This window comes from Paenibacillus polymyxa, from assembly GCF_015710975.1.
Taxonomy (GTDB): Bacteria; Bacillota; Bacilli; order Paenibacillales; family Paenibacillaceae; genus Paenibacillus; species Paenibacillus polymyxa.
Genome location: NZ_CP049783.1, coordinates 3,243,165 through 3,262,500 on the forward strand (window position 1 = coordinate 3,243,165; position 19,336 = coordinate 3,262,500).

Consider the following 19,336-nt stretch of genomic DNA (forward strand, 5'->3'; position numbering starts at 1 on the left):
CGTATGAACATGGGCTGTTACGCCAATGTATTATAGCTTTGAAGGGTATTCCGAACACGAAGGTGTTTCGGGATACCCTTTTTTTGTAAAGCCGAGGCATATTCTCTCAGCTTGACTCATACAACAGACTATGAGGAAGTATGGGACAAGGAGGGAGTGCATCCATGAACAAGGCCAAGATGACATTCCGGTTCGATCAACAGTTGCCGGAAACAAGCCGGGAGGATAAGCTACAGGTGCTTCCGAACCAAAATGAGTCATTTACGAACGGACAGCGTGACCCGATCAGAGATACGGAGTTATATCACGATGATGAGCTTTATCAAACGGATAACCAGCGTAAAGGAATGGAACGGACTAGAAGTATGGAGAAACATACTCGAACTACACAACATTCAGAGCTCGGTAAGCCTGTGGAGACGAACAAACGCACTGCAACTCGGCGCTTTACTCCAACATTGAGGGTACAAGAGGGATGGGACGACCCTTTTGGTCGTTCGGCAGCTTCCTGGTCAGATGCGGACATTCTACCGGAAAGTCTGGAAGAGGACGATGTTGAGGTTGGGGAAACCTATTATTCCGGTCAAGAGTATAGAAAGCGTCCACCTCACCCTTCCAGATGGAGATTAATCGGTTCTGTAGCCAGCGCGTTGGTGACTGGAGGCATGTTCGGATATATTTTGTTGTTACTGTTTAACGGAGGCGGTATGGTCCCGGGATCTGATCCTTCTGCTGATGAGGCTGTACCTGTTTTTAAAGAATCCGTTGATGTCGATAACACGTATGCAAAAGAGAATGCTGCTCCTGTCGCCGTCGTAGCGACTCAAGTGCCTCCACAAACCTATTATTTGCTGCAATATGGGGTTTTCAGCACTCCAGAGCGGGCTTTACAGGCAAAGGAAGAACTGTTGAAGGCAGGCATTGCAGCAGGAGGGGATAGCGAGGATCAAAACAGGGTATATGCAGGAATATCGTCGGATAGGGAGCAAGCCAAGTTGCTCAGTAATCAATTGAAGACACAAGGAGTGGAATTGTATGTCCGCGAGCTCGAATTACCTGGATTCGAAAAAGCGGCTTACGGAGGTAATGGTGATAAACTCACTACCTTTTTTCAGTTAAGCAACTCATTAGTGGGGAAGCTGAGCGGACTTTCCTCAACTTTGCTCAGAGAAGAAGGCTCAAATACGGTGTCAGCCTCCGACATGAGCGAGCTGAACGACCTGCATCAGCAGTGGACACAAAATGTCGCTGCACTTCCCACTGGTCTTCCGAAGGAAGCGGCTGCCACCGCAACCTCGCTTGAAAAGGCGATGAACAGCGCAGTCTCTGCACTTGGAGAATATAACAAGAATACAGCCAAGGAACACATTTGGGAGATTCAGTCCTCCATGATGGAATATGTTTTGCGTGAGAAGGAATTTATTCAATTCATAAAACAGTAGACTAACCATACTTTCCGGCAAGGAACTGGAAATAGTTCCCCATGCCGGATTTCTGTTTGTATTGCAGTACAAATCACCGTATAATAATGAAGGTGTCAAAAAATGGCGAGGGAAGATCAGGATGAAAAAAAATGTAGGAATGCTTATACTGTTTTTGTTGCTCGGTTGGCTTTTGGGTGCCTGGATTGCTAAGGCCCTTCAATCGGTCAAAGTCCTTTCCTTTCTGACCCACCCCACTACGATATCCTGGTCGCCGAGAGCGGATCTGGATATTATCAGCTACAACATAACGATAAATTTTGAATTGAGCCTGCTTAGTCTGATCGGCATCATCGCCGCATTCTGGCTGTACCGCAGGCTCTAACTGATGAAAAGGAGCTTCCCTTATGGACGGGAAAATTACGCCCCGCATTATTCTGGCATCGACTTCACCAAGAAGGAAGGAATTACTCGCATATTTGAGACTCCCCTTTGAGGTGGTGCCGAGTCATGCGGATGAAAGCACGCCTGAGAGCTGGACGCCTCAGCAAATCGTGGAGACCCTTGCGGCCCGCAAAGCCGAAGCGGTCGTGCGCACTGCCGCACAGTCCGAGGAAGTTGGATTGGTGATTGGCAGTGATACGATTGTCGTGCTGGAGGATTCGGTATTGGGCAAGCCTGCCGACCATGCGGACGCAGTTCGCATGTTGACTGCATTGCAGGGAAGAACACACCGTGTGTACACCGGGGTAGCCTGCATACATACCGGAACCGGCAAGATGCTTGTTAGACATCGCCAAACGGATGTCACAATGAAGCCTTTGAGCCAAGAACAAATTGTGGCATACGTAAATACTGGTGAACCGTCTGACAAAGCAGGATCGTATGGCATTCAAGGCATGGGTGCTACGTTGGTGGAATCTATTCAGGGTTGTTATTTTAACGTCGTAGGATTGCCGCTTTCTTTGCTGTCGGACATGCTGTCCGATTTTGGAGTAAATGTGCTGCGTCCATAAAAGGGGATAAACATATGCTGGAGTCGCCAATACTGATGCTTCGCGACCTCCCCCATGAAGAACGACCAAGAGAGCGCATGATGACATATGGGGCGGATGCCTTGAGCAACGCGGAGTTGCTAGCAATACTACTGCGTACAGGAACACAAAGAGAATCATCTGTGCATTTAGCGCAGCGTATTTTGCAGCAGGCAGGGAATCTGCGTCAACTGGTGGATATGAGTCTGAGCGAGTTGACCCAGATTAAGGGTATTGGAAATGCTAAAGCGATACAGCTAAAAGCGGGTATCGAACTCGGGCGTCGATTGGCGTTGTCACGCCACTTGGAGACCCCGGTGATTAGTTGCCCGCGGGATGTGGCAGATCTGCTGTTCGAGCAGCTTCGTTATTTGCAGAAAGAGCATTTTGTTTGCCTGTTTCTAAATACCAAAAACCATGTCATTGCTCAGGAAACGCTATCTATGGGCAGCCTGAATTCCGCCATCGTGCATCCTCGTGAAGTATTCCGGGCTGCAATCAAGTGCAGCAGTGCTTCGATTATTTGCGCTCATAACCATCCGAGCGGTGATCCGAAGCCAAGCCCGGAAGATATCCAGTTGACCCGCCGCTTGATGGAAGCGGGCAACATCGTGGGTATCGACGTGCTTGATCATATTGTGATCGGGGACGGGACCTTTGTAAGTTTGAAGGAACAAGGTCTGATATAATATAATATTTAAATCAAACATTTAAACACGACCGGATAAACCGGCCTGAATAAACCGTTTATACAGGGATAACAGATTTCAGGGAAGAGAAAAGGAGATTAACATCATGCTGGGTGGCTTTACAAAAGATTTGGGAATTGACTTGGGGACGGCAAACACGCTTGTATACGTAAGAGGTAAGGGAATCGTGGTTCGTGAACCATCTGTAGTCGCATTGCGTACAGATACAAAAACCATTGAGGCTGTTGGGGAATCTGCGAAAAAAATGATCGGTCGCACACCGGGAAATATCCGTGCAATTCGTCCAATGAAGGATGGGGTCATTGCCGATTTTGATACGACTGCAACGATGATTAAATATTTCATCCGTCAGGCGCAAGCACAACGTTCATTGTTTCCGCGCCATCCGAACGTGATGGTTTGCGTGCCTTCGGGCATTACTGCAGTGGAACAGCGTGCTGTTGAAGATGCGACCAAGCAAGCAGGCGCAAGAGAGGCTTACACGATTGAAGAGCCGTTTGCAGCGGCAATTGGCGCTGATCTGCCGGTATGGGAGCCTACGGGCAGTATGGTTGTCGATATCGGTGGAGGTACAACCGAAGTTGCGGTCATTTCCTTGGGAGGGATCGTAACAAGTCGTTCTGTACGAGTGGCTGGCGATGAAATGGACGAGTCTATTATTCAATACGTGAAACGTCAATACAACCTGATGATTGGTGAACGGACTTCTGAGCAGTTGAAAATGGAAGTTGGTTCAGCAATGCCATTAGAGCAAGTGGAAACATCGGAAATCCGCGGACGCGATCTGGTTACAGGCTTGCCGAAGACAATTACGATTACCTCCGATGAAATTAGCGAAGCATTGTCAGATACCGTGAATGCAATCGTGGACGCAGTCAAAGTAACATTGGAAAAATGCCCTCCCGAGCTGGCGGCGGACATCATGGATAGAGGAATTGTACTGACTGGTGGTGGAGCACTACTGCGCAACCTGGATAAGCTGTTGGCAGGTGAGACCGGAATGCCGGTGATCGTAGCGGAAAATCCTCTGGATTGTGTGGCAATCGGTACGGGTAGAGCACTGGAAAATATCCATTTGTTCAAATCGCGCAGCAGTTCTGCCGTCCGTTCCAAACGTTGAATCGGGGGTGTAGGAACTGTTTAAGCTGTTTGGCAATAAAAGACTATTTGTTCTATTGATCGGAATCGTTCTGTTTATTGCCCTTATGGGGATTACACTTGGACAGAGAAGTTCCTTAACCTGGCCCGAGAAGTTCGCCAGAGATTCAATTGGCTTTGTGCAAGGTATCTTTTACAGGCCCGCTTCAGCAATAGCGGGCTTCTTTGAAGATATTGGCAATATGCGTAGTATTTACGAAGAAAATGAGCGGTTAAAAATAGCCGTGGCTAAGCTGACTCGTGACCAGATTCAGACTCATAATTATGTTGAGACAAATGCCAGATTGCAGAATGAACTGAAGTTCACCCAAACGCAAAAGGCGAAAAATAATTATGATTATCGTGTTGCTCAAGTGAACAGTGTTAGCAATGATTCCAAAACGCTCGTGATTGATATTGGTGAGAAGGATGGAGCCAAGGTTGGTCAGGAAGTCAGTTCACTTGAAGGATTTGTTGGAGTCATTAGCCGCACGGGGAATTTTACGTCTACCGTTACGCTGTTGACTACATTGGACCCTAAAAATCCGAATTCTTATGCTATTGCAGCGACAGTCTTGGGTAAGGAAAATCAATCGTTTGGTATGATTGAAAGCTATGATCCGGGTACGAACAGATTTCAAATGACTCGCATTGAAGAAAAAGATCCAATCGCAAAGGGTGATCAGATTATTACGTCTGGTGCAGGCGGGAAGTTCCGCAAAAACCTAATGATTGGAACGGTGGAGAAAATTCAGGTTGGAGAGTTCGGCAAAACACGGACAGCGATTATTAAACCGGCAGCCAGCTTTGTGGATTGGAAAGAACTGCTCGTCCTCTACACTCCTGAGGTACCGGAATAATGAAGATGCGCGGTCAGGTTTTGATACTGCTGCTGTTTGTCTTGTTTATAGCTGAAGGAACGATTCTTCCGTGGCTTCTCCCGGATAGTTGGCATTCAAGAATGGTCCCAAATTTTGTGTATGTCGTAATTTTGTTTGTATCTGTGTATTACAGCCGTCATACAGCGTTGGTGCTAGGTATTGTTTTTGGACTTATTCATGACGTAGTGTACTACGGGTTTATCATTGGCCCTTATTCTTTTGCAATGGGATTGTCTGCATACTTATTAGGGCTTGTGTTTACAGCTAGACGTGCACCGATGCCCATTATGATGGCGGCCGTGTTGATTGGTAGTTTCTTGCTGGATTCTATGCTCTTTGCCATTGATCAGCTGTTCCAGCTGAATCATCAGACTTTCAATTGGGCACTTGCTCAGTATATGATTCCTGATTTATTTATCCATTTTCTGTTCGCCCTCATCATTTATGTCCCTGTTCGCAAGCAATTACAGCGTTTAGGTACCCGTGTGAAAAAGGAAGAGACTGTCTAGGTCTTTTTACACACATTTTGTCCGGGTTAGCAGGGATTTGACGTCCCGGGGACGAAATGATTGAGATAGGAGGGACAGGCTAATGGCGGTGAAATCGAATCATGTCACGATTAAAGGCATCAAAGATGGCCTGGTATTCCTGCTGGACGATCAATGCGAATTTGAGGATTTGCTGGGTGAGCTGCGTTTTAAGCTGGAGCACAGTCATCAAAATATTTTAACAGGCCCGATCATTCATGTGGATATTAAGCTGGGAAGTCGGGAAGTAACGGAGGAGCAGAAGGAAAGTATTCTGGAGATTTTAAAGCGGAAGGGTAATCTGCTCATCAGGTCTGTAGAATCACCCGGATTGCCTGCGGTAGTGCAGGGCAAGCCCCCCATTCACACGGTGACAGGGATTATCCGCTCAGGACAAGTGCTTCATCACGATGGAAACTTACTCTTTTTGGGAGATGTTAACCCGGGTGGAATTATAACTTGTACTGGTGATATTTATGTCCTTGGCGCTCTGCGGGGCATGGCGCATGCAGGGATGGAGGGAAATAGTGAAGCGATTATCGCGGCCTCCTATTTTGCACCAACACAGCTGCGAATTTCCGAAATGATCAGCCGTCCACCAGATGAATGGGAGACGCGTGAATCCGGCATGGAATTTGCGTATCTCAAGGATGGCGCTATGCAAATAGACAAAATGAGCAATATTGTGCGTCTGGGCCGCGATTTTAACGTGTTCAAAGGGGTGTAGCACATGGGAGAGGCTATCGTCGTCACTTCAGGAAAAGGCGGCGTCGGCAAAACGACGACGTCAGCCAATATAGGAACAGCGCTTGCACTGCTCGGCAAAAAGGTGTGTTTGGTGGATACGGATATCGGTTTGCGTAATCTAGACGTTGTGATGGGTCTGGAAAACCGGATTATTTATGACCTTGTTGATGTAGCGGAAGGTCGTTGCCGTCTGAATCAGGCACTGGTTAAGGACAAGCGTTTTGAGGAGTTGTATATGCTGCCAGCTGCTCAAACCAAGGACAAGAGTGCTGTTACGCCGGAGCAGGTCAAGGATATTATTTTAGAGCTTAAGAAGGATTTTGAATATATATTGATCGACTGCCCTGCGGGTATTGAGCAAGGCTTTAAAAATGCCATTGCCGGTGCGGATCAGGCCATTGTTGTAACTACTCCAGAAAATGCTGCTGTACGCGATGCAGATCGGGTCATTGGTTTACTGGAAAGTTCACATGTGATATCACCTAAATTAGTGGTTAACCGCATTCGCAATAGTATGGTTAAATCCGGAGATATGTTAGATATTGATGGGATTCTACAAGTGCTTAGCATAGACCTTATTGGGATTGTACCGGATGATGAAATGGTAATTAAAGCAGCTAATACAGGAGAGCCTACTGTTATGAATCCGGATGCACAGGCAGCGATTGCCTATCGGAACATTGCGAGACGAATCTTGGGCGACACTGTGCCTCTTATGCAGCTGGACCAGAAGAAGAGCGTGATGACACGCTTTAAGAAATTTTTTGGTATGGGTGGATAAGGAAAACAGGAAGATTTCTAAGGTAAGTGTTACAGTAGCGTTCATTTGTAATACTAGACACTTAAATAAGTGGCAACTTATTTAAGTGTTTTTGGTTTGCTTTTTTAATTTCTATGATAATGGTTCGTAAATTTAGGTCATTACATAAATGTTATAAATACAAAACATATCCGGTGCGCTAGCGCCGGTTTTTTTGATTTTTTAGGGTATGTAATTCCCACCCGGACAACATAAGTTGAAGCCCGTCCTCATAAGATGTAATAAACTTACCTCGCTGAGGGGGCTGAATAAGATGGACAAAAATTCCGGAATCAAGCAGCGCAGAAAAGAACGTATACAGCAGCTAATCGAGGGAAACAAAGCGGAGGCGTATTCCTCAGGCATAGATCAGAACAGGTATGGGTACAGAGAAATGAAATCGATGCCTGTAGTCAGTGCCAACTCGCCCAGAGACCCAGAAACCGAGTGGAAAAATGATCGACAACGTTGGCAGCAATCTTTTGGGGCAAATCGTGGTCCGTCTTTTTGGAGTTCCTTTTGGCGCAGAACTGTCATAGCAACAGTGTTGTTTGGAGTGGTATGGGGCTTATTTCGCTGGGATATTCCCTATGCAGTAAATTTGAGAATGTTTGTCGCGGATGCCTTGAATAAGGACATGGATTTTGTAGCCGCCGGACAATGGTATAAAACTTATTTTGACGGAGCTCCTTCCTTTTTACCGATTTTTGGCGAGGAGCATGAAACGAACCAGGTAGACGCTAGTCGAAAGGGCTCTCCACCGATTGAAGGCAATATAACACAGCCGTTTGTACTGAGCCTTAAAGGAGTAGAAATTACGCCGAATGTTACCGATAACGGGGCAATCGCTGTTAAAAGTATAGATGCAGGACGTGTATTAGACGTATTAAACCATCCCAAAAGTGGGATTTCGGTTACAGTTCGTCACACTGGTGGCATCACAGCAACTTACGGAAGACTTTCACGCTCTATCTTAAAAGTGAACGATTGGGTTCAGGAGGGTGAAGAGATCGGTGTATTGCCAGCAAATCACGGCGGTAGTGAGGTGGCAACTTTATTTTTGGCAATTCAAAGAGGGGATCAATACATTGACCCGTCGGAAGTGGTAGCCCTTGATTAATGTCCGAGGGGTGACCCTATCACTGCATCCACTGTTTGTACTAGTTATGCTGACCTCTGTATTAACTGGACATTTTATCGAGATCATGACCTTGTTTACACTGGTGTTTATACATGAACTAGGTCATGCGACAGCTGCTTCGTTGTTGGGGGCGCGGTTGCTTTCCATACAGATGTTACCCTTTGGAGGAGTAGCTGTCATTGAGGATCAAGGGAAGCTCAATGCGTGGAAGGAAATTGTCATTGCTCTAGCGGGCCCCCTGCAAAACGGAATCATGATCATCATTCTTTTGTGGCTTAGGCATGTGAGTGGGTTGGAGCATGATTATGTAAATTATATAATTCAGGGAAATGCTGTTATTGCATTGTTTAATTTGTTGCCCATTTTACCGCTCGATGGTGGGAAAATATTACAGTCACTGATTAGCTTATTCTTTTCTTATCATCGCACATTAGTATGGACTTTTAGAGCCAGTATCGTAACCAGTCTGCTGTTTTGCCTGTATGGTATTTCGCCGTTATTAAGGCAAGATGAGCCTTTACATTTAAATCTGCTGGCGGTAGGGATTTTTTTGCTTTATTCTAATATTGTGGATTATCGGAATATCCCTTACCGTTTTATACGTTTTTTGCTGGGGAGGGACGAGCTTTTTTACCGCGAAGCGGCTAAAGGAAGCATTGCTTTACCTATTGTATCCCTGCCAGTGAAACATTTGGAGCCTGTTTTGCGTCTTTTCAGAAGAGATCGATATCATATGGTTTACGTTATGAATGAACAAGGACGGATTGTAGCTGTATTGCCGGAGCAACGACTTATACGCTCTTATTTTGCGGCACGCCCGCCAAATGGTGGAGAATCCAAGCCCAAATAATGTTTTATGAATTGAGGAAAAGGCTGTATTCAGAGAGGTTGAAAAACCATGAAGCAAATGATTGTACAATGCCAACAGCAGATGACCCAAATGGCACTGTTGGAAGAGGGACGGTTGGTTGAATATGCGGCTGAACTACCGCGAAAACGGGGAATTCTAGGTTCTTTTTTCAAAGCTAGGGTGGTCAATGTGCTACCGGGAATGCAAGCCGCCTTTGTTGACATTGGACAGCGCAAGAATGCCTTTTTGTATGTGGATGACGTACTTCATGCCCATTTGGACAAGCAGCCAGAGGTAAAGCCGTCCATTTCTGAACTGTTAAAGGTGGGGCAGGAAATCGTAGTACAGGTATTAAAAGAGGCAGTTGGTAGCAAAGGAGCCAGGGTGACCACTCATTTTTCACTTCCCGGCCGCTGGATTGTTTACATGCCCCGTGCTGATTATGTGGCCGTATCCAAGAAGATTGAGCGTGAGGGAGAACGTGCCCGTTTGAAAGCAATGGGAGAGCAACTGCGCACGGGTGAGGAAGGGGTCATCATTCGTACTGTTTCAGAGGAAATGAGTATAGAGGCGATTGAAAATGATCTGAATCAACTACGTAAGCAATGGGAGGCTATTCAGCGTAAAGCGGGCGAACACTCTGCACCGTGTGAATTGCACCGGGATCTGAGTATCGTTCAGCGTTTAATTCGCGATGTGTTTACACCTGAGCAGGATGAACTGGTCATTGACAGTGAGGAGCAAGCAAAGGATGCAGAAATAATGCTGCAACAGATCGGTTCTGCGAAAGCTCATGTAAGTATATTTCGCAGTGCAGAAGAAACTATTTTCAAAGCTTATGGCATTCATGAGCAGCTGGAACGCGATTTTGCGCGAAAGGTATGGCTTCAGGGTGGCGGATACATTGTCATTGATCATACGGAGGCATTGACCGTCGTTGATGTGAATACTGGGAAGTTTACGGGCGGCAGTAATCTGGAAGAGACGGTGACCCAGACTAACATTGAAGCAGCAGAAGAAATTGCCCGCCTGGTACGTGTCCGTGATATTGGTGGTATTATCATCATTGATTTTATTGATATGGAACAAGAGGAGAATCGTAGGGAAGTATCCTCTGTGCTGGAGGCAAGATTAAAAAAGGACCGGACTAAATCCTATGTTGTCGGTTGGACGCGGTTAGGTTTACTGGAAATGACCCGCAAAAAAGTGCGTGAAGAAAAGACTCTCGTATAGAACGTGCGTAATCAAAATTATTTCAAAACTAAAGGTTGAATGTGTACGAAGCTTGTGCTACAATCATTTAGTATGTGTGATGCGTAAGATTGGCTGCACATGCTGTAACCGCTCCAATCAGGTACTGAAGTGCAGTATCTTAAAGAAACTGCCACCTGCTATTAGGCGAGTCTGAGACATAAGGAGGTGCAAGCAAATGTACGCAATTATCGAAACAGGTGGTAAGCAATACAAAGTTCAAGAGGGCGACGTATTGTTCATCGAGAAGTTGGAAGCTAATGATGGTGAAACTGTAACGTTCGATCGTGTTCTGGCAGTGTCCGGCGACAATGGCTTGACAGCAGGTACACCGCTTCTTTCTGGAGCTTCTGTAACGGCTAAAGTTGAGAAGCATGGTCAAGGTCAAAAGGTCATCGTATACAAATACAAACCTAAAAAGAACTACCATGTGAAGCAAGGTCATCGTCAACCGTACACGAAAGTGACGATTGAAAAAATCCAAGCGTAAGAGGGTGCGATAATTGATTATCGTGCGTATTATACGACTGGAGGATGGCAGCATACAGGGGTTTTCTGTTAAAGGTCATGCGAATTTTGCTAAATCTGGCGAAGATATCGTGTGTGCTGGTGTTTCGGCGGTAACCGTAGGAACTGTCAATTCGATTGTAGCTCTTACGGACGTTGAAATGGAAACGGAAATGGAAAACGGCTTTTTAAGCGCGTATCTATCTCCTGAAAGTTATCATGATGCGAACGCACAGGTTCAACTGTTGTTGGAATCCATGGTGATTATGCTGACAAGCATTGCTGAATCATACGGTAAGTATATTCAAATAGAAAATAAACAAAGAAGGAGGTAGACATCATGTTGAAATTGACATTGGATCTTCAGTTATTCGCATCGAAAAAAGGTGTAGGTTCCACAAAAAACGGACGTGACAGCAGATCGAAACGTCTTGGAGTGAAACGTGCTGACGGTCAAGCAGTTACCGGCGGTAGCATCTTGGTTCGTCAACGCGGAACGAAAATTCACCCGGGCACGAACGTGGGCATCGGTAAGGACGACACTCTGTTCGCGAAAGTGGACGGCGTTGTGAAGTTCGAACGTTGGGGCCGTGATCGCAAAAAGGTGAGCATCTACCCGATCGACGTTGCTCCAGTAGCAGCTACTGTAGAAGCTTAATAGCGGCTTAGACACGCTGAAAAGCCTCCGGCACTTTTGTCGGAGGCTTTTTTGCATGATGGTAATGAACTGGAAAGTTAGTCTGTGCTATACTGGATTAAGGTTGTTGACTAGTCCATTTAATTATCGCAGAACGGAGAGAAGCCATGTTCCAGCGGATAAGAGCGCCTTATCTGGCGTTGGGTTCCATTCTGATTCCTTTGGTTTTTTCACTGCTCTATCCCAACGCATTAACGATTATCATACTAGCTGTGTGGGCTGTAGCTGCTGCTTGTTTTGGTATGTGGTATACCCATAGACAGGTTGAACTTGAGCGGAAAGCTGCTTTGCGTTCTTTTGAGCGTACAGCGATAGCGACGCTTAACCATCATCGGCATGACTGGATGAATGATTTACAGGTGCTTTATGGCTATATTCGTATGAATAAGCATGATAAATCAGCTGCTTATGTGGAAACAATAAAAGGGCGGGTGTCGGAAGACAGTAAAATATCTAAGCTGGGTATTCCCTCGCTGGTGTTTTATTTGCAGTCTTTTCGCGTGAACGCCGGAAATTTACAATTGTCGGTAAAGGTTGAGGAAGAGTTAAAGTTAGACGCTGTCATGTCTCCCGAAGACGGCGAGTCGCTTGCCTCGGCCGTCATACAAACGGTGCGTGCGTATCAATATGGCGGGGGCCGGTCGTCCTGGGGAGAAGTGCGCAGATTGACACTTTATTTCGGTATGGATCAGAATGATGTTATCGTCCGCTTTGAAGGAAGTGACATACCTACCGATTTAAATATACTAAAGCAGGTCAGATCCGTACTCGGAAGTGAACGCCTTCGAACAGAGAAGCTCCCTACAGGAGATATGCTTCAAATTCGAATGCAGTGCCAGACATAAGGAAGGTGTAACCATGTTTGTAGATAAAGCGAAGATTTTTGTTAAAGGCGGTGACGGTGGAGACGGATTAATTGCGTTTCGCCGTGAGAAATATGTTCCTAATGGTGGCCCAGCTGGTGGTGACGGAGGGAACGGTGGAGATGTGATTTTCCGTGTAGATGAGGGTTTGCGCACCTTGATGGATTTTCGATACCAACGGCATTTTAAAGCCCAGCGTGGAGTAAAAGGTCGCAACAAAAGCCAACACGGAGCCAACGCAGAGCACATGATCGTCCGTATACCACCGGGAACAGTTATCATGGATGATGACACTGGTGAAGTATTGGCAGATATGACACGTCATGGCCAACAGGTCGTTGTAGCTAAAGGAGGACGCGGAGGACGCGGTAATATTCGTTTTGCTACACCGAGCAATCCAGCGCCTGAATTGGCTGAAAACGGTGCGGAGGGGCAAGAACGTTATATTACACTTGAGTTAAAAGTGATGGCTGACGTAGGCTTGGTCGGATTTCCTAGTGTAGGAAAATCTACCTTGTTGTCAGTTGTATCTTCCGCAAAACCTAAAATTGGCGCATACCACTTTACAACGATTACCCCAAATCTGGGCGTCGTAGATGTGGGGGATCAGCGGAACTTTGTGATGGCCGATTTGCCTGGTTTGATCGAAGGAGCTCATGAAGGCACTGGACTGGGTCATGAATTCCTGCGGCATATTGAGCGGACGCGAATCATTATCCATGTTGTGGATATGGCGGGCTCTGAAGGACGTGACCCGTTTGAAGACTGGACCAAAATAAACGACGAATTAAAGCAATATAATGCAGCTCTGGCTGAGCGTCCACAAATTGTGGCGGCCAATAAAATGGATATGCCGGAAGCTGAAGAAAATCTTGCTCACTTCAAAGAGCAAATTGCTGCGATACGTCCTGACCTTGAAATCATGCCTATTTCCTCTTTGACACGTCAGGGTGTAAAGGAACTGCTCTATCGGGCTGCTGATCTGTTGGATCAAATACCGGACGAGCCGGTTGTTGAGGAAGTAGCAGAAGTCAATGAACGTAAGGTATTTAAGTTGGATACGGCCGAAGACGAGGGCTTTACGATTGTACGTGAAAACGACACATTCGTAGTGCACAGCCCCAAAATTGAGCGCATGATGAAGCGCATGCAGATGAATTCGCATGATGCCATCTTAAAATTAGCAAGAACGTTGCGTCATATGGGTGTGGATGCTGAGCTACGTAAGCGTGGTGCCACAGATGGTACATCTGTACGCATTGCTGATTTCGAGTTCGAATTTGTAGAAGGTAGCAGCTACTACTAAAAATTAAATAAGGCTTTAAAACCTGAACGGTTACTGCACTATAGGGAATTCTATAGAAGGCAGTAGCCGTTTTTTGTATTGTTAGCTTGCCGATTTTCAAGAGTTTCGATATAATGTCCTCTATACAAAAACATAAGTCTTTGAGGAGAGGACGTTCTTGAAAGAGCGCTATTACTTGGTACGGGAAGATATTTTGCCTGAAGCTATTGTTAAGACCATACAGGTAAAACTGCTGCTGGCTTCGGGAGATGTTAAAACCGTACATGATGCTGTGGAGCAAGTTGGGCTAAGCCGAAGCGCCTTTTATAAATATAAAGATGGCATACATTTGGTTAACCAGTTGGAGCGCGAGCGAATTGTCAATATCTCTATTGATCTAGAGCATCAATCCGGTATGCTGTCCAGGGTGCTCGGTAGAGTGGCAGATTACGGAGGTAATGTGCTGACGATCCAGCAAAGTATTCCACTGCAAGGCAGAGCCAACGTAGTCATCTCAGTAGAAATGTCCAGGCTTAGTGATGAATTGGGTGTTCTGCTGGAGGGCTTGGAAAGTATTTCTGGAGTCAAGCGGGTCCGCCTGATTGGGCAAGGCTGAGGCGATACAGTTCGTTAGATAAAAGTTACCAGGAGGGGAATGGATGAAACCGGTCAAAGTAGGATTGTTAGGCTTGGGGACTGTAGGTACGGGAGTCGTTCGAATCGTTGAGGGTAATCAGGAAGACTTGAGCAGACAAGTCGGTTCACCGATCGTCATTGAAAAAATAGCTGTAAAAAACATAGAAAAGTATCGTTCCATTGAAGTAGACACCGCCAAGCTTACGGAGGACCCGTGGGAAGTCATTCGAGATCCTAAAATTGATGTGATTATCGAAGTCATGGGTGGGATTGATCAGACGAAGGAGTACATTCTCGAAGCGTTAGAGAGAGGCAAGCACATTGTAACGGCCAACAAGGACTTAATGGCATTGCACGGTTCTGAAGTACTGGCAAAGGCACAGGAAAAACAATGTGATATTTTTTATGAGGCTAGCGTAGCAGGTGGTATCCCGATTATTCGTACACTCATTGAAGGTTTCTCCTCTGACCGTATTACCCGCATTATGGGAATCGTGAACGGTACAACAAACTATATTTTAACTAAAATGAGTCAGGAAGGAGCCTCGTATGAGGAGGTTCTTAAGGAAGCCCAAGAGCTTGGATACGCAGAATCTGATCCGACCTCAGATGTCGAAGGATTGGATGCGGCCCGAAAGATGGCGATACTTGGGACCCTTGGTTTCCGTTCCAATGTAGAGCTCAAGGATGTAAGCGTGAGCGGCATTTCCAAGGTAACCAGTGAAGATATTGCTTTTGCTAAAAGATTAGGATATGAAATGAAATTACTTGGCATTGCAGAGCGTCAAGGTGATGAATTTACGATTAATGTTCAGCCAACTATGGTGCGCAAGCAGCATCCATTAGCTTCGGTGAACGGGGTGTTCAACGCAGTTTATGTACATGGTGAAGCGGTGGGTGAAACCATGTTTTATGGTGCAGGTGCAGGCGAAATGCCAACAGCTACATCAGTTGTGGCTGACCTGGTAGCTGTAGTGAAAAACCTCAAACTCGGCGTAAATGGGCTTAAAGCAATCGTACCCTACAATCCTAAAAAAATTAGCAATGACGAAGACGTGTATTTCAAAAATTTCGTGCTTTTGCACGTGGATGATAAAGCGGGGGTATTGGCACAGATTACGCAGGTATTTGCTGAATTCAATGTCAGTTTGGCATCTGTCGTGCAGCAACCGAATGAGACTAATCCCGATGCTGAAATTATTATCGTAACTCATTTAGCTAGTAAAGCAAGTATGAAAAAGGTTTTAGAGCATTTTGAAACTTTGGACGTGATTCGCCGCATTAAGAGTGTATATCGGGTAGAGGGATAGTCAATAAAAGCAGGAGGAATCATCTGTATGACCGTTTTGAAAACAGCAAGAGTGCGCGTGCCTGCGAGTACGGCTAACCTAGGACCTGGCTTTGATACATTGGGCATGGCGTTGTCTCTATACGCATGGATTGAATTAAAAGAGGCCGAGCAGACAGCTTTCCATCTGTACGGAGATCAAATGAATGGCGTTCCCCAAGATAAAACCAATTTGATTTACAAGGTAGCACAAAAGGTTTTTCGTGAAGCAGGTGTATCTGTTCCTGAGCTGGAAATTTCGATGTACTCGGATATTCCGCTTACCCGTGGTTTGGGCAGCAGTGCTTCCGCCATTGTAGGTGCCCTGGTGGCTGCTAATACGCTGATTGGCTCGCCTCTGTCGGATTCCAAGCTATTTGACATGGCAAGCGCTATCGAAAAGCATCCGGACAATGTCGGAGCCTCTCTGTTTGGTGGTATTATTACTGCTATGTGGGATGGCGAGCATGCCAAGCACTTACGGATTGAACCGGATGCTAATCTAGAGGTAATGGTAGTTATTCCAGATTTTCAACTGTCTACGTCGAAGGCCAGAGAGGTCCTGCCTACCCACGTATCCTTGAAGGATGCTGTATATAATATAAGTCATGCTTCAATGCTGGTAGCGGCATTGGCATCGGGCCGAACAGATCTAATCGCCGAAGCGATGCGGGATCAGCTTCATCAGCCTTACCGCGCGGCACTAGTGCCGGGTATGACAGAGATCCTACAGGATGCGCACCATTATGGTGCATTGGGTGTGGCCCTTAGTGGTGCTGGACCGACATTGCTGGCATTGATGGATCAACGGGAAAATCGCAAAGCGGAGCTTGAACTGTATTTAACGGAGACAATGAACAAAGAAGGGATCACTGCGTCTGTTTTGAAATTGCGCCCAGAGGTTGAAGGGGTTAAAGTATATACAGAAGGGAATACACACCCTTTTATGGATATGATTAAAGGGGAACTTACGATATGAAACGAATTGCACTTCTTCCTGAGGGGACTGTTTCTCATGAAGCGATTAAATATTTGTTAGGAGATACACCCTGTGAACTTCTATTTTACAAACATATAGCAGACGTATTTCAGGCAATAGACAAGGGACAGGCAGACTATAGTGTAATTCCTATTGAAAATACGATTGACGGCTCTGTGAGTTTGCATATGGACTGGCTTGTACATGAGGTAGACATTCCAATGCAGGCGGAATGGGTATATCCTTCGATTCAAAATCTTATTGGACATCGTAGTGAATTTCTTGGGGATCAGGACGAGCTGGATTTGAGCAAAGTGGTCAAAATTATGTCCCATCCTGTAGCGCTTCCCCAATGTAAAGAATTCATACAAGCTTTCGCTCCTCAAGCTGAGCTGGAGAGTGCAGGAAGTACGGCCGAAGCCGTCGAAATTGTTAAACATAACCCAGGTAAAGGTTGGACCGCTCTCGGAACCAAGCTTGCGGCTGCCAAACACGGATTGGACATTTTGGCCAGCAAGGTGACGGATCACGATAACAATTTTACCCGCTTTGTCTTGATTGGACATGAACCTGTAAGGTTCCCGCGTACGCCAGAAGGCCAGCGAACCAGTATTTTGGTCACGCCGCCACAGGATTTCCCGGGAGCGCTGCATCAGGTTTTATCTGCATTTGCATGGCGCAGGTTAAACCTGTCTCGTATTGAATCGCGTCCGACCAAAAAGCAATTGGGGAATTATTATTTTTACATTGAAGTTCTGGAATCTCTGCATTCCGTTTTGCTTCCGGCAGCCTTTGCAGAGATCGAGGCTTTGGGGTGCCATGTACGCATTCTTGGCTCTTATCCAAGCTACAAGTATGTTGAAGCAGCGATCGAACCTATTTTGAAGGAACATTAATCGGAGGTGTGGTTGTAATGGCAGAACAATGGATCTATCTGGATGGGCAGCATGTAACTAAGGAGAACGCAAAGGTTTCCGTATATGACCATGGTTTCTTGTACGGAGACGGTATATTTGAGGGTATTCGTATTTATAACGGAAATATTTTTAAATGTAAGGAGCATTTAGAGCGTCTGTATGATTCTGCGAAATCTATTCAGTTGAACATTCCGTTGTCTCCTGATGAAATGTTGGAAGCCATGGCTGAAACGATTCGCCTTAACGAAATGCGTAATGGATATATTCGATTGGTTGTATCCCGTGGTGCTGGAAATCTAGGTTTGGATCCCCTTCGTTGTGCAAAAGCGAGTGTCATCATTATCGTCGAGCAGCTCGCCATTTACCCGGAAGAAGCTTATTTGACAGGCCTGAAGACAATCTCTGTCTCTCAGCGTCGCAACATCCCGGATGCTTTGAATCCAAAGATTAAATCATTGAACTACCTCAACAATATCCTGGTGAAGATCCAGTCTAACTATGCTGGTGTAGGTGAGGCTATTATGCTCAATTCCCAAGGATATGTGACGGAAGGTTCTGCTGATAACATTTTCATTGTCAAAAATGGAGTGTTGTACACACCGCCTTGTTATTTGGGAGCGCTTGAGGGGATTACTCGTAATGCTATCATCGATTTGTGTGCTAAGCTTGGATATTCGCTTAAGGAGCAACCTTTTACATTGCATGATGTATATGTCGCGGACGAGGTGTTTTTTACGGGAACTGCGGCAGAAGTGATTGCAGCTTATGAAGTAGATGGTCGTACGATTGGCTCCGGTGTTGCTGGTCCAGTGACTTTGGAGCTTCTGGCTGAGTTCCGGAAGATTGTGGATCAGGATGGCTATAAAGTGTGGCAGGACTAAAATAATCGAGATCCTTTTGACTGAATGCTTGTAAGAGTATTCGGTTGAGAGGATTTTTTTGTTTGTAGGGGGTCATTCGCCCGGGAGGTGCATAGGATGTAATAACAGAAGCCGGGCGTTTATCCCGCCCGAACGAAAGTCTAGGAGGTTTGTGACCTGTGAAAATACACATCGTCAAAAAAGGTGACACTCTATACTTACTGGCACAGAAGTATAATGTGACACTAGAGAAAGTTATTGCCGCCAATCCCCAATTGGCAGACCCTAATCAGTTGAGCATCGGTGAGAAAATCAAAATTCCGACAGATCCTGTTACGATGGAAACACAGCCGTCAACGGTCTATCAACACAAGGTTAAGCAAGGTGATACGTTATGGAAGTTGTCCAAGGCGTGGAATGTACCGCTTAAGATAATTATTGATGCCAATTCCCAACTTAAAAACCCGAACGCACTTCTGGTTGGAGAAACAGTTAATATTCCACACTACAAAGAAAACGCATCTGATCTTTCTATGAATAAAAAAAATACCGCAGTGAAAGAAGAGATGACACAGCCTAAAACCGAATCCCCGACCAAGGAAGAACTTACCCAGCCCAAGGCGGAATTAACACAGCCTAAACCGGAGAATATGCCCAGCCCTAAAGAAGAAATGACACAGCCGAAAGAAACAGTGAATCCTCCTAAGCTTCCTGAATTAAAACTGCCTGAAGCTCCTATGGCGCCCGTCAATATGGCACCCGTGAAC

23 protein-coding genes and 1 other annotated feature (1 of these 24 running past the window's edge) are annotated in these 19,336 nt (G+C 45.9%); all 23 genes read left to right on the plus strand.

Going from position 1 to position 19,336, the window contains the following annotated elements; all coding sequences use genetic code 11:
• The first annotated feature begins 164 nt into the window (after positions 1-164).
• Positions 165-1,442: an SPOR domain-containing protein gene (locus G7035_RS14545; RefSeq protein ID WP_019688411.1), complete on the plus strand. Its 1,278-nt coding sequence runs from the start codon at positions 165-167 to the stop codon at positions 1,440-1,442.
• A gap of 121 nt (positions 1,443-1,563) precedes the next feature.
• On the plus strand, positions 1,564-1,806 hold the full coding sequence (locus G7035_RS14550; RefSeq protein ID WP_013372674.1) for a DUF4321 domain-containing protein: 243 nt from the start codon (positions 1,564-1,566) through the stop codon (positions 1,804-1,806).
• 22 nt (positions 1,807-1,828) lie between these two features.
• Positions 1,829-2,437, plus strand: a complete 609-nt coding sequence (locus tag G7035_RS14555) for a Maf family protein (RefSeq protein ID WP_019688410.1) — start codon at positions 1,829-1,831, stop codon at positions 2,435-2,437.
• 14 nt (positions 2,438-2,451) lie between these two features.
• A complete protein-coding gene (gene radC / locus G7035_RS14560) occupies positions 2,452-3,144 on the plus strand; it encodes a RadC family protein (protein ID WP_017427420.1) in 693 nt (230 codons plus the stop codon).
• 106 nt (positions 3,145-3,250) lie between these two features.
• A complete protein-coding gene (locus tag G7035_RS14565) occupies positions 3,251-4,285 on the plus strand; it encodes a rod shape-determining protein (RefSeq protein WP_013311600.1) in 1,035 nt (344 codons plus the stop codon).
• Positions 4,286-4,340: 55 nt separating this feature from the next.
• Positions 4,341-5,162: a rod shape-determining protein MreC gene (gene mreC, locus G7035_RS14570; protein WP_016818427.1), complete on the plus strand. Its 822-nt coding sequence runs from the start codon at positions 4,341-4,343 to the stop codon at positions 5,160-5,162.
• Complete coding sequence (gene mreD, locus G7035_RS14575; RefSeq protein WP_013372670.1) at positions 5,162-5,692, plus strand: rod shape-determining protein MreD; 531 nt, start codon at positions 5,162-5,164, stop codon at positions 5,690-5,692. Before mreC ends, mreD begins: the two co-directional genes overlap by 1 nt.
• 82 nt (positions 5,693-5,774) lie before the next feature.
• Complete coding sequence (minC, locus tag G7035_RS14580; RefSeq protein WP_019688409.1) at positions 5,775-6,437, plus strand: septum site-determining protein MinC; 663 nt, start codon at positions 5,775-5,777, stop codon at positions 6,435-6,437.
• 3 nt (positions 6,438-6,440) lie between these two features.
• A complete protein-coding gene (gene minD / locus G7035_RS14585; protein WP_013372668.1) occupies positions 6,441-7,238 on the plus strand; it encodes a septum site-determining protein MinD in 798 nt (265 codons plus the stop codon).
• Positions 7,239-7,530: 292 nt separating this feature from the next.
• The gene (locus tag G7035_RS14590) at positions 7,531-8,376 is read left to right on the plus strand and encodes a peptidoglycan DD-metalloendopeptidase family protein (RefSeq protein WP_019688408.1); all 846 of its coding nucleotides are present in this window, start codon (positions 7,531-7,533) and stop codon (positions 8,374-8,376) included.
• Positions 8,369-9,247 carry a M50 family metallopeptidase gene (locus tag G7035_RS14595; protein ID WP_016818430.1) on the plus strand — a complete coding sequence of 293 codons (879 nt, stop codon included), beginning with the start codon at positions 8,369-8,371 and terminating at the stop codon, positions 9,245-9,247. Before G7035_RS14590 ends, G7035_RS14595 begins: the two co-directional genes overlap by 8 nt.
• A 48-nt stretch (positions 9,248-9,295) precedes the next feature.
• The gene (locus G7035_RS14600) at positions 9,296-10,480 is read left to right on the plus strand and encodes an Rne/Rng family ribonuclease (protein WP_016818431.1); all 1,185 of its coding nucleotides are present in this window, start codon (positions 9,296-9,298) and stop codon (positions 10,478-10,480) included.
• A 96-nt stretch (positions 10,481-10,576) separates the two neighbouring features.
• Positions 10,577-10,663, plus strand: a sequence feature (ribosomal protein L21 leader region).
• 13 nt (positions 10,664-10,676) lie between these two features.
• Positions 10,677-10,988 (plus strand): 50S ribosomal protein L21, encoded by a 312-nt coding sequence (rplU, locus tag G7035_RS14605; protein ID WP_013311592.1) that lies wholly within the window; start codon positions 10,677-10,679, stop codon positions 10,986-10,988.
• Positions 10,989-11,001: 13 nt separating this feature from the next.
• The gene (locus tag G7035_RS14610) at positions 11,002-11,340 is read left to right on the plus strand and encodes a ribosomal-processing cysteine protease Prp (protein ID WP_016818432.1); all 339 of its coding nucleotides are present in this window, start codon (positions 11,002-11,004) and stop codon (positions 11,338-11,340) included.
• A gap of 5 nt (positions 11,341-11,345) precedes the next feature.
• Positions 11,346-11,663, plus strand: coding sequence for a 50S ribosomal protein L27 (gene rpmA, locus G7035_RS14615; protein WP_013311590.1), 318 nt, complete (start codon positions 11,346-11,348; stop codon positions 11,661-11,663).
• Between the two features lie 146 nt (positions 11,664-11,809).
• Positions 11,810-12,547, plus strand: a complete 738-nt coding sequence (locus G7035_RS14620; protein ID WP_019688407.1) for a Spo0B domain-containing protein — start codon at positions 11,810-11,812, stop codon at positions 12,545-12,547.
• Between the two features lie 13 nt (positions 12,548-12,560).
• The gene (gene obgE, locus G7035_RS14625; RefSeq protein WP_019688406.1) at positions 12,561-13,871 is read left to right on the plus strand and encodes a GTPase ObgE; all 1,311 of its coding nucleotides are present in this window, start codon (positions 12,561-12,563) and stop codon (positions 13,869-13,871) included.
• Positions 13,872-14,028: 157 nt separating this feature from the next.
• The gene (locus tag G7035_RS14630; protein WP_013372659.1) at positions 14,029-14,466 is read left to right on the plus strand and encodes an ACT domain-containing protein; all 438 of its coding nucleotides are present in this window, start codon (positions 14,029-14,031) and stop codon (positions 14,464-14,466) included.
• A 43-nt stretch (positions 14,467-14,509) separates the two neighbouring features.
• Entirely contained in the window at positions 14,510-15,796 is a 1,287-nt protein-coding gene (locus G7035_RS14635; protein WP_017427426.1) for a homoserine dehydrogenase, read from the plus strand.
• Between the two features lie 27 nt (positions 15,797-15,823).
• The gene (thrB, locus tag G7035_RS14640) at positions 15,824-16,792 is read left to right on the plus strand and encodes a homoserine kinase (protein WP_019688405.1); all 969 of its coding nucleotides are present in this window, start codon (positions 15,824-15,826) and stop codon (positions 16,790-16,792) included.
• Positions 16,789-17,688, plus strand: coding sequence for a prephenate dehydratase (gene pheA, locus G7035_RS14645; RefSeq protein ID WP_016818437.1), 900 nt, complete (start codon positions 16,789-16,791; stop codon positions 17,686-17,688). The genes thrB and pheA overlap by 4 nt, the downstream gene beginning before the upstream one ends.
• 17 nt (positions 17,689-17,705) lie before the next feature.
• Positions 17,706-18,590 (plus strand): branched-chain-amino-acid transaminase, encoded by an 885-nt coding sequence (gene ilvE, locus G7035_RS14650; RefSeq protein WP_013372655.1) that lies wholly within the window; start codon positions 17,706-17,708, stop codon positions 18,588-18,590.
• Between the two features lie 158 nt (positions 18,591-18,748).
• Positions 18,749-19,336, plus strand: partial view of a LysM peptidoglycan-binding domain-containing protein gene (locus G7035_RS14655; protein WP_019688404.1) — the 5' end (the start) only. The gene runs 1,149 nt beyond the window's last position; only the first 588 of its 1,737 coding nucleotides appear in the window; the start codon lies at positions 18,749-18,751; the stop codon falls past the right edge of the window.

Bases quoted from the DNA above. Each gene is read 5' to 3' on its own strand.
- G7035_RS14635 (WP_017427426.1), top strand. From the start codon at position 14,510: ATGAAACCGGTCAAAGTAGGATTGTTAGGCTTGGGGACTGTAGGTACG.
- G7035_RS14600 (WP_016818431.1), top strand. From the start codon at position 9,296: ATGAAGCAAATGATTGTACAATGCCAACAGCAGATGACCCAAATGGCA.
- radC (WP_017427420.1), top strand. From the start codon at position 2,452: ATGCTGGAGTCGCCAATACTGATGCTTCGCGACCTCCCCCATGAAGAA.
- G7035_RS14555 (WP_019688410.1), top strand. From the start codon at position 1,829: ATGGACGGGAAAATTACGCCCCGCATTATTCTGGCATCGACTTCACCA.
- minD (WP_013372668.1), top strand. From the start codon at position 6,441: ATGGGAGAGGCTATCGTCGTCACTTCAGGAAAAGGCGGCGTCGGCAAA.
- ilvE (WP_013372655.1), top strand. From the start codon at position 17,706: ATGGCAGAACAATGGATCTATCTGGATGGGCAGCATGTAACTAAGGAG.
- thrB (WP_019688405.1), top strand. From the start codon at position 15,824: ATGACCGTTTTGAAAACAGCAAGAGTGCGCGTGCCTGCGAGTACGGCT.
- rpmA (WP_013311590.1), top strand. From the start codon at position 11,346: ATGTTGAAATTGACATTGGATCTTCAGTTATTCGCATCGAAAAAAGGT.
- G7035_RS14545 (WP_019688411.1), top strand. From the start codon at position 165: ATGAACAAGGCCAAGATGACATTCCGGTTCGATCAACAGTTGCCGGAA.
- mreD (WP_013372670.1), top strand. From the start codon at position 5,162: ATGAAGATGCGCGGTCAGGTTTTGATACTGCTGCTGTTTGTCTTGTTT.
- G7035_RS14620 (WP_019688407.1), top strand. From the start codon at position 11,810: ATGTTCCAGCGGATAAGAGCGCCTTATCTGGCGTTGGGTTCCATTCTG.
- pheA (WP_016818437.1), top strand. From the start codon at position 16,789: ATGAAACGAATTGCACTTCTTCCTGAGGGGACTGTTTCTCATGAAGCG.
- rplU (WP_013311592.1), top strand. From the start codon at position 10,677: ATGTACGCAATTATCGAAACAGGTGGTAAGCAATACAAAGTTCAAGAG.
- obgE (WP_019688406.1), top strand. From the start codon at position 12,561: ATGTTTGTAGATAAAGCGAAGATTTTTGTTAAAGGCGGTGACGGTGGA.
- G7035_RS14565 (WP_013311600.1), top strand. From the start codon at position 3,251: ATGCTGGGTGGCTTTACAAAAGATTTGGGAATTGACTTGGGGACGGCA.
- minC (WP_019688409.1), top strand. From the start codon at position 5,775: ATGGCGGTGAAATCGAATCATGTCACGATTAAAGGCATCAAAGATGGC.
- G7035_RS14590 (WP_019688408.1), top strand. From the start codon at position 7,531: ATGGACAAAAATTCCGGAATCAAGCAGCGCAGAAAAGAACGTATACAG.
- G7035_RS14550 (WP_013372674.1), top strand. From the start codon at position 1,564: ATGAAAAAAAATGTAGGAATGCTTATACTGTTTTTGTTGCTCGGTTGG.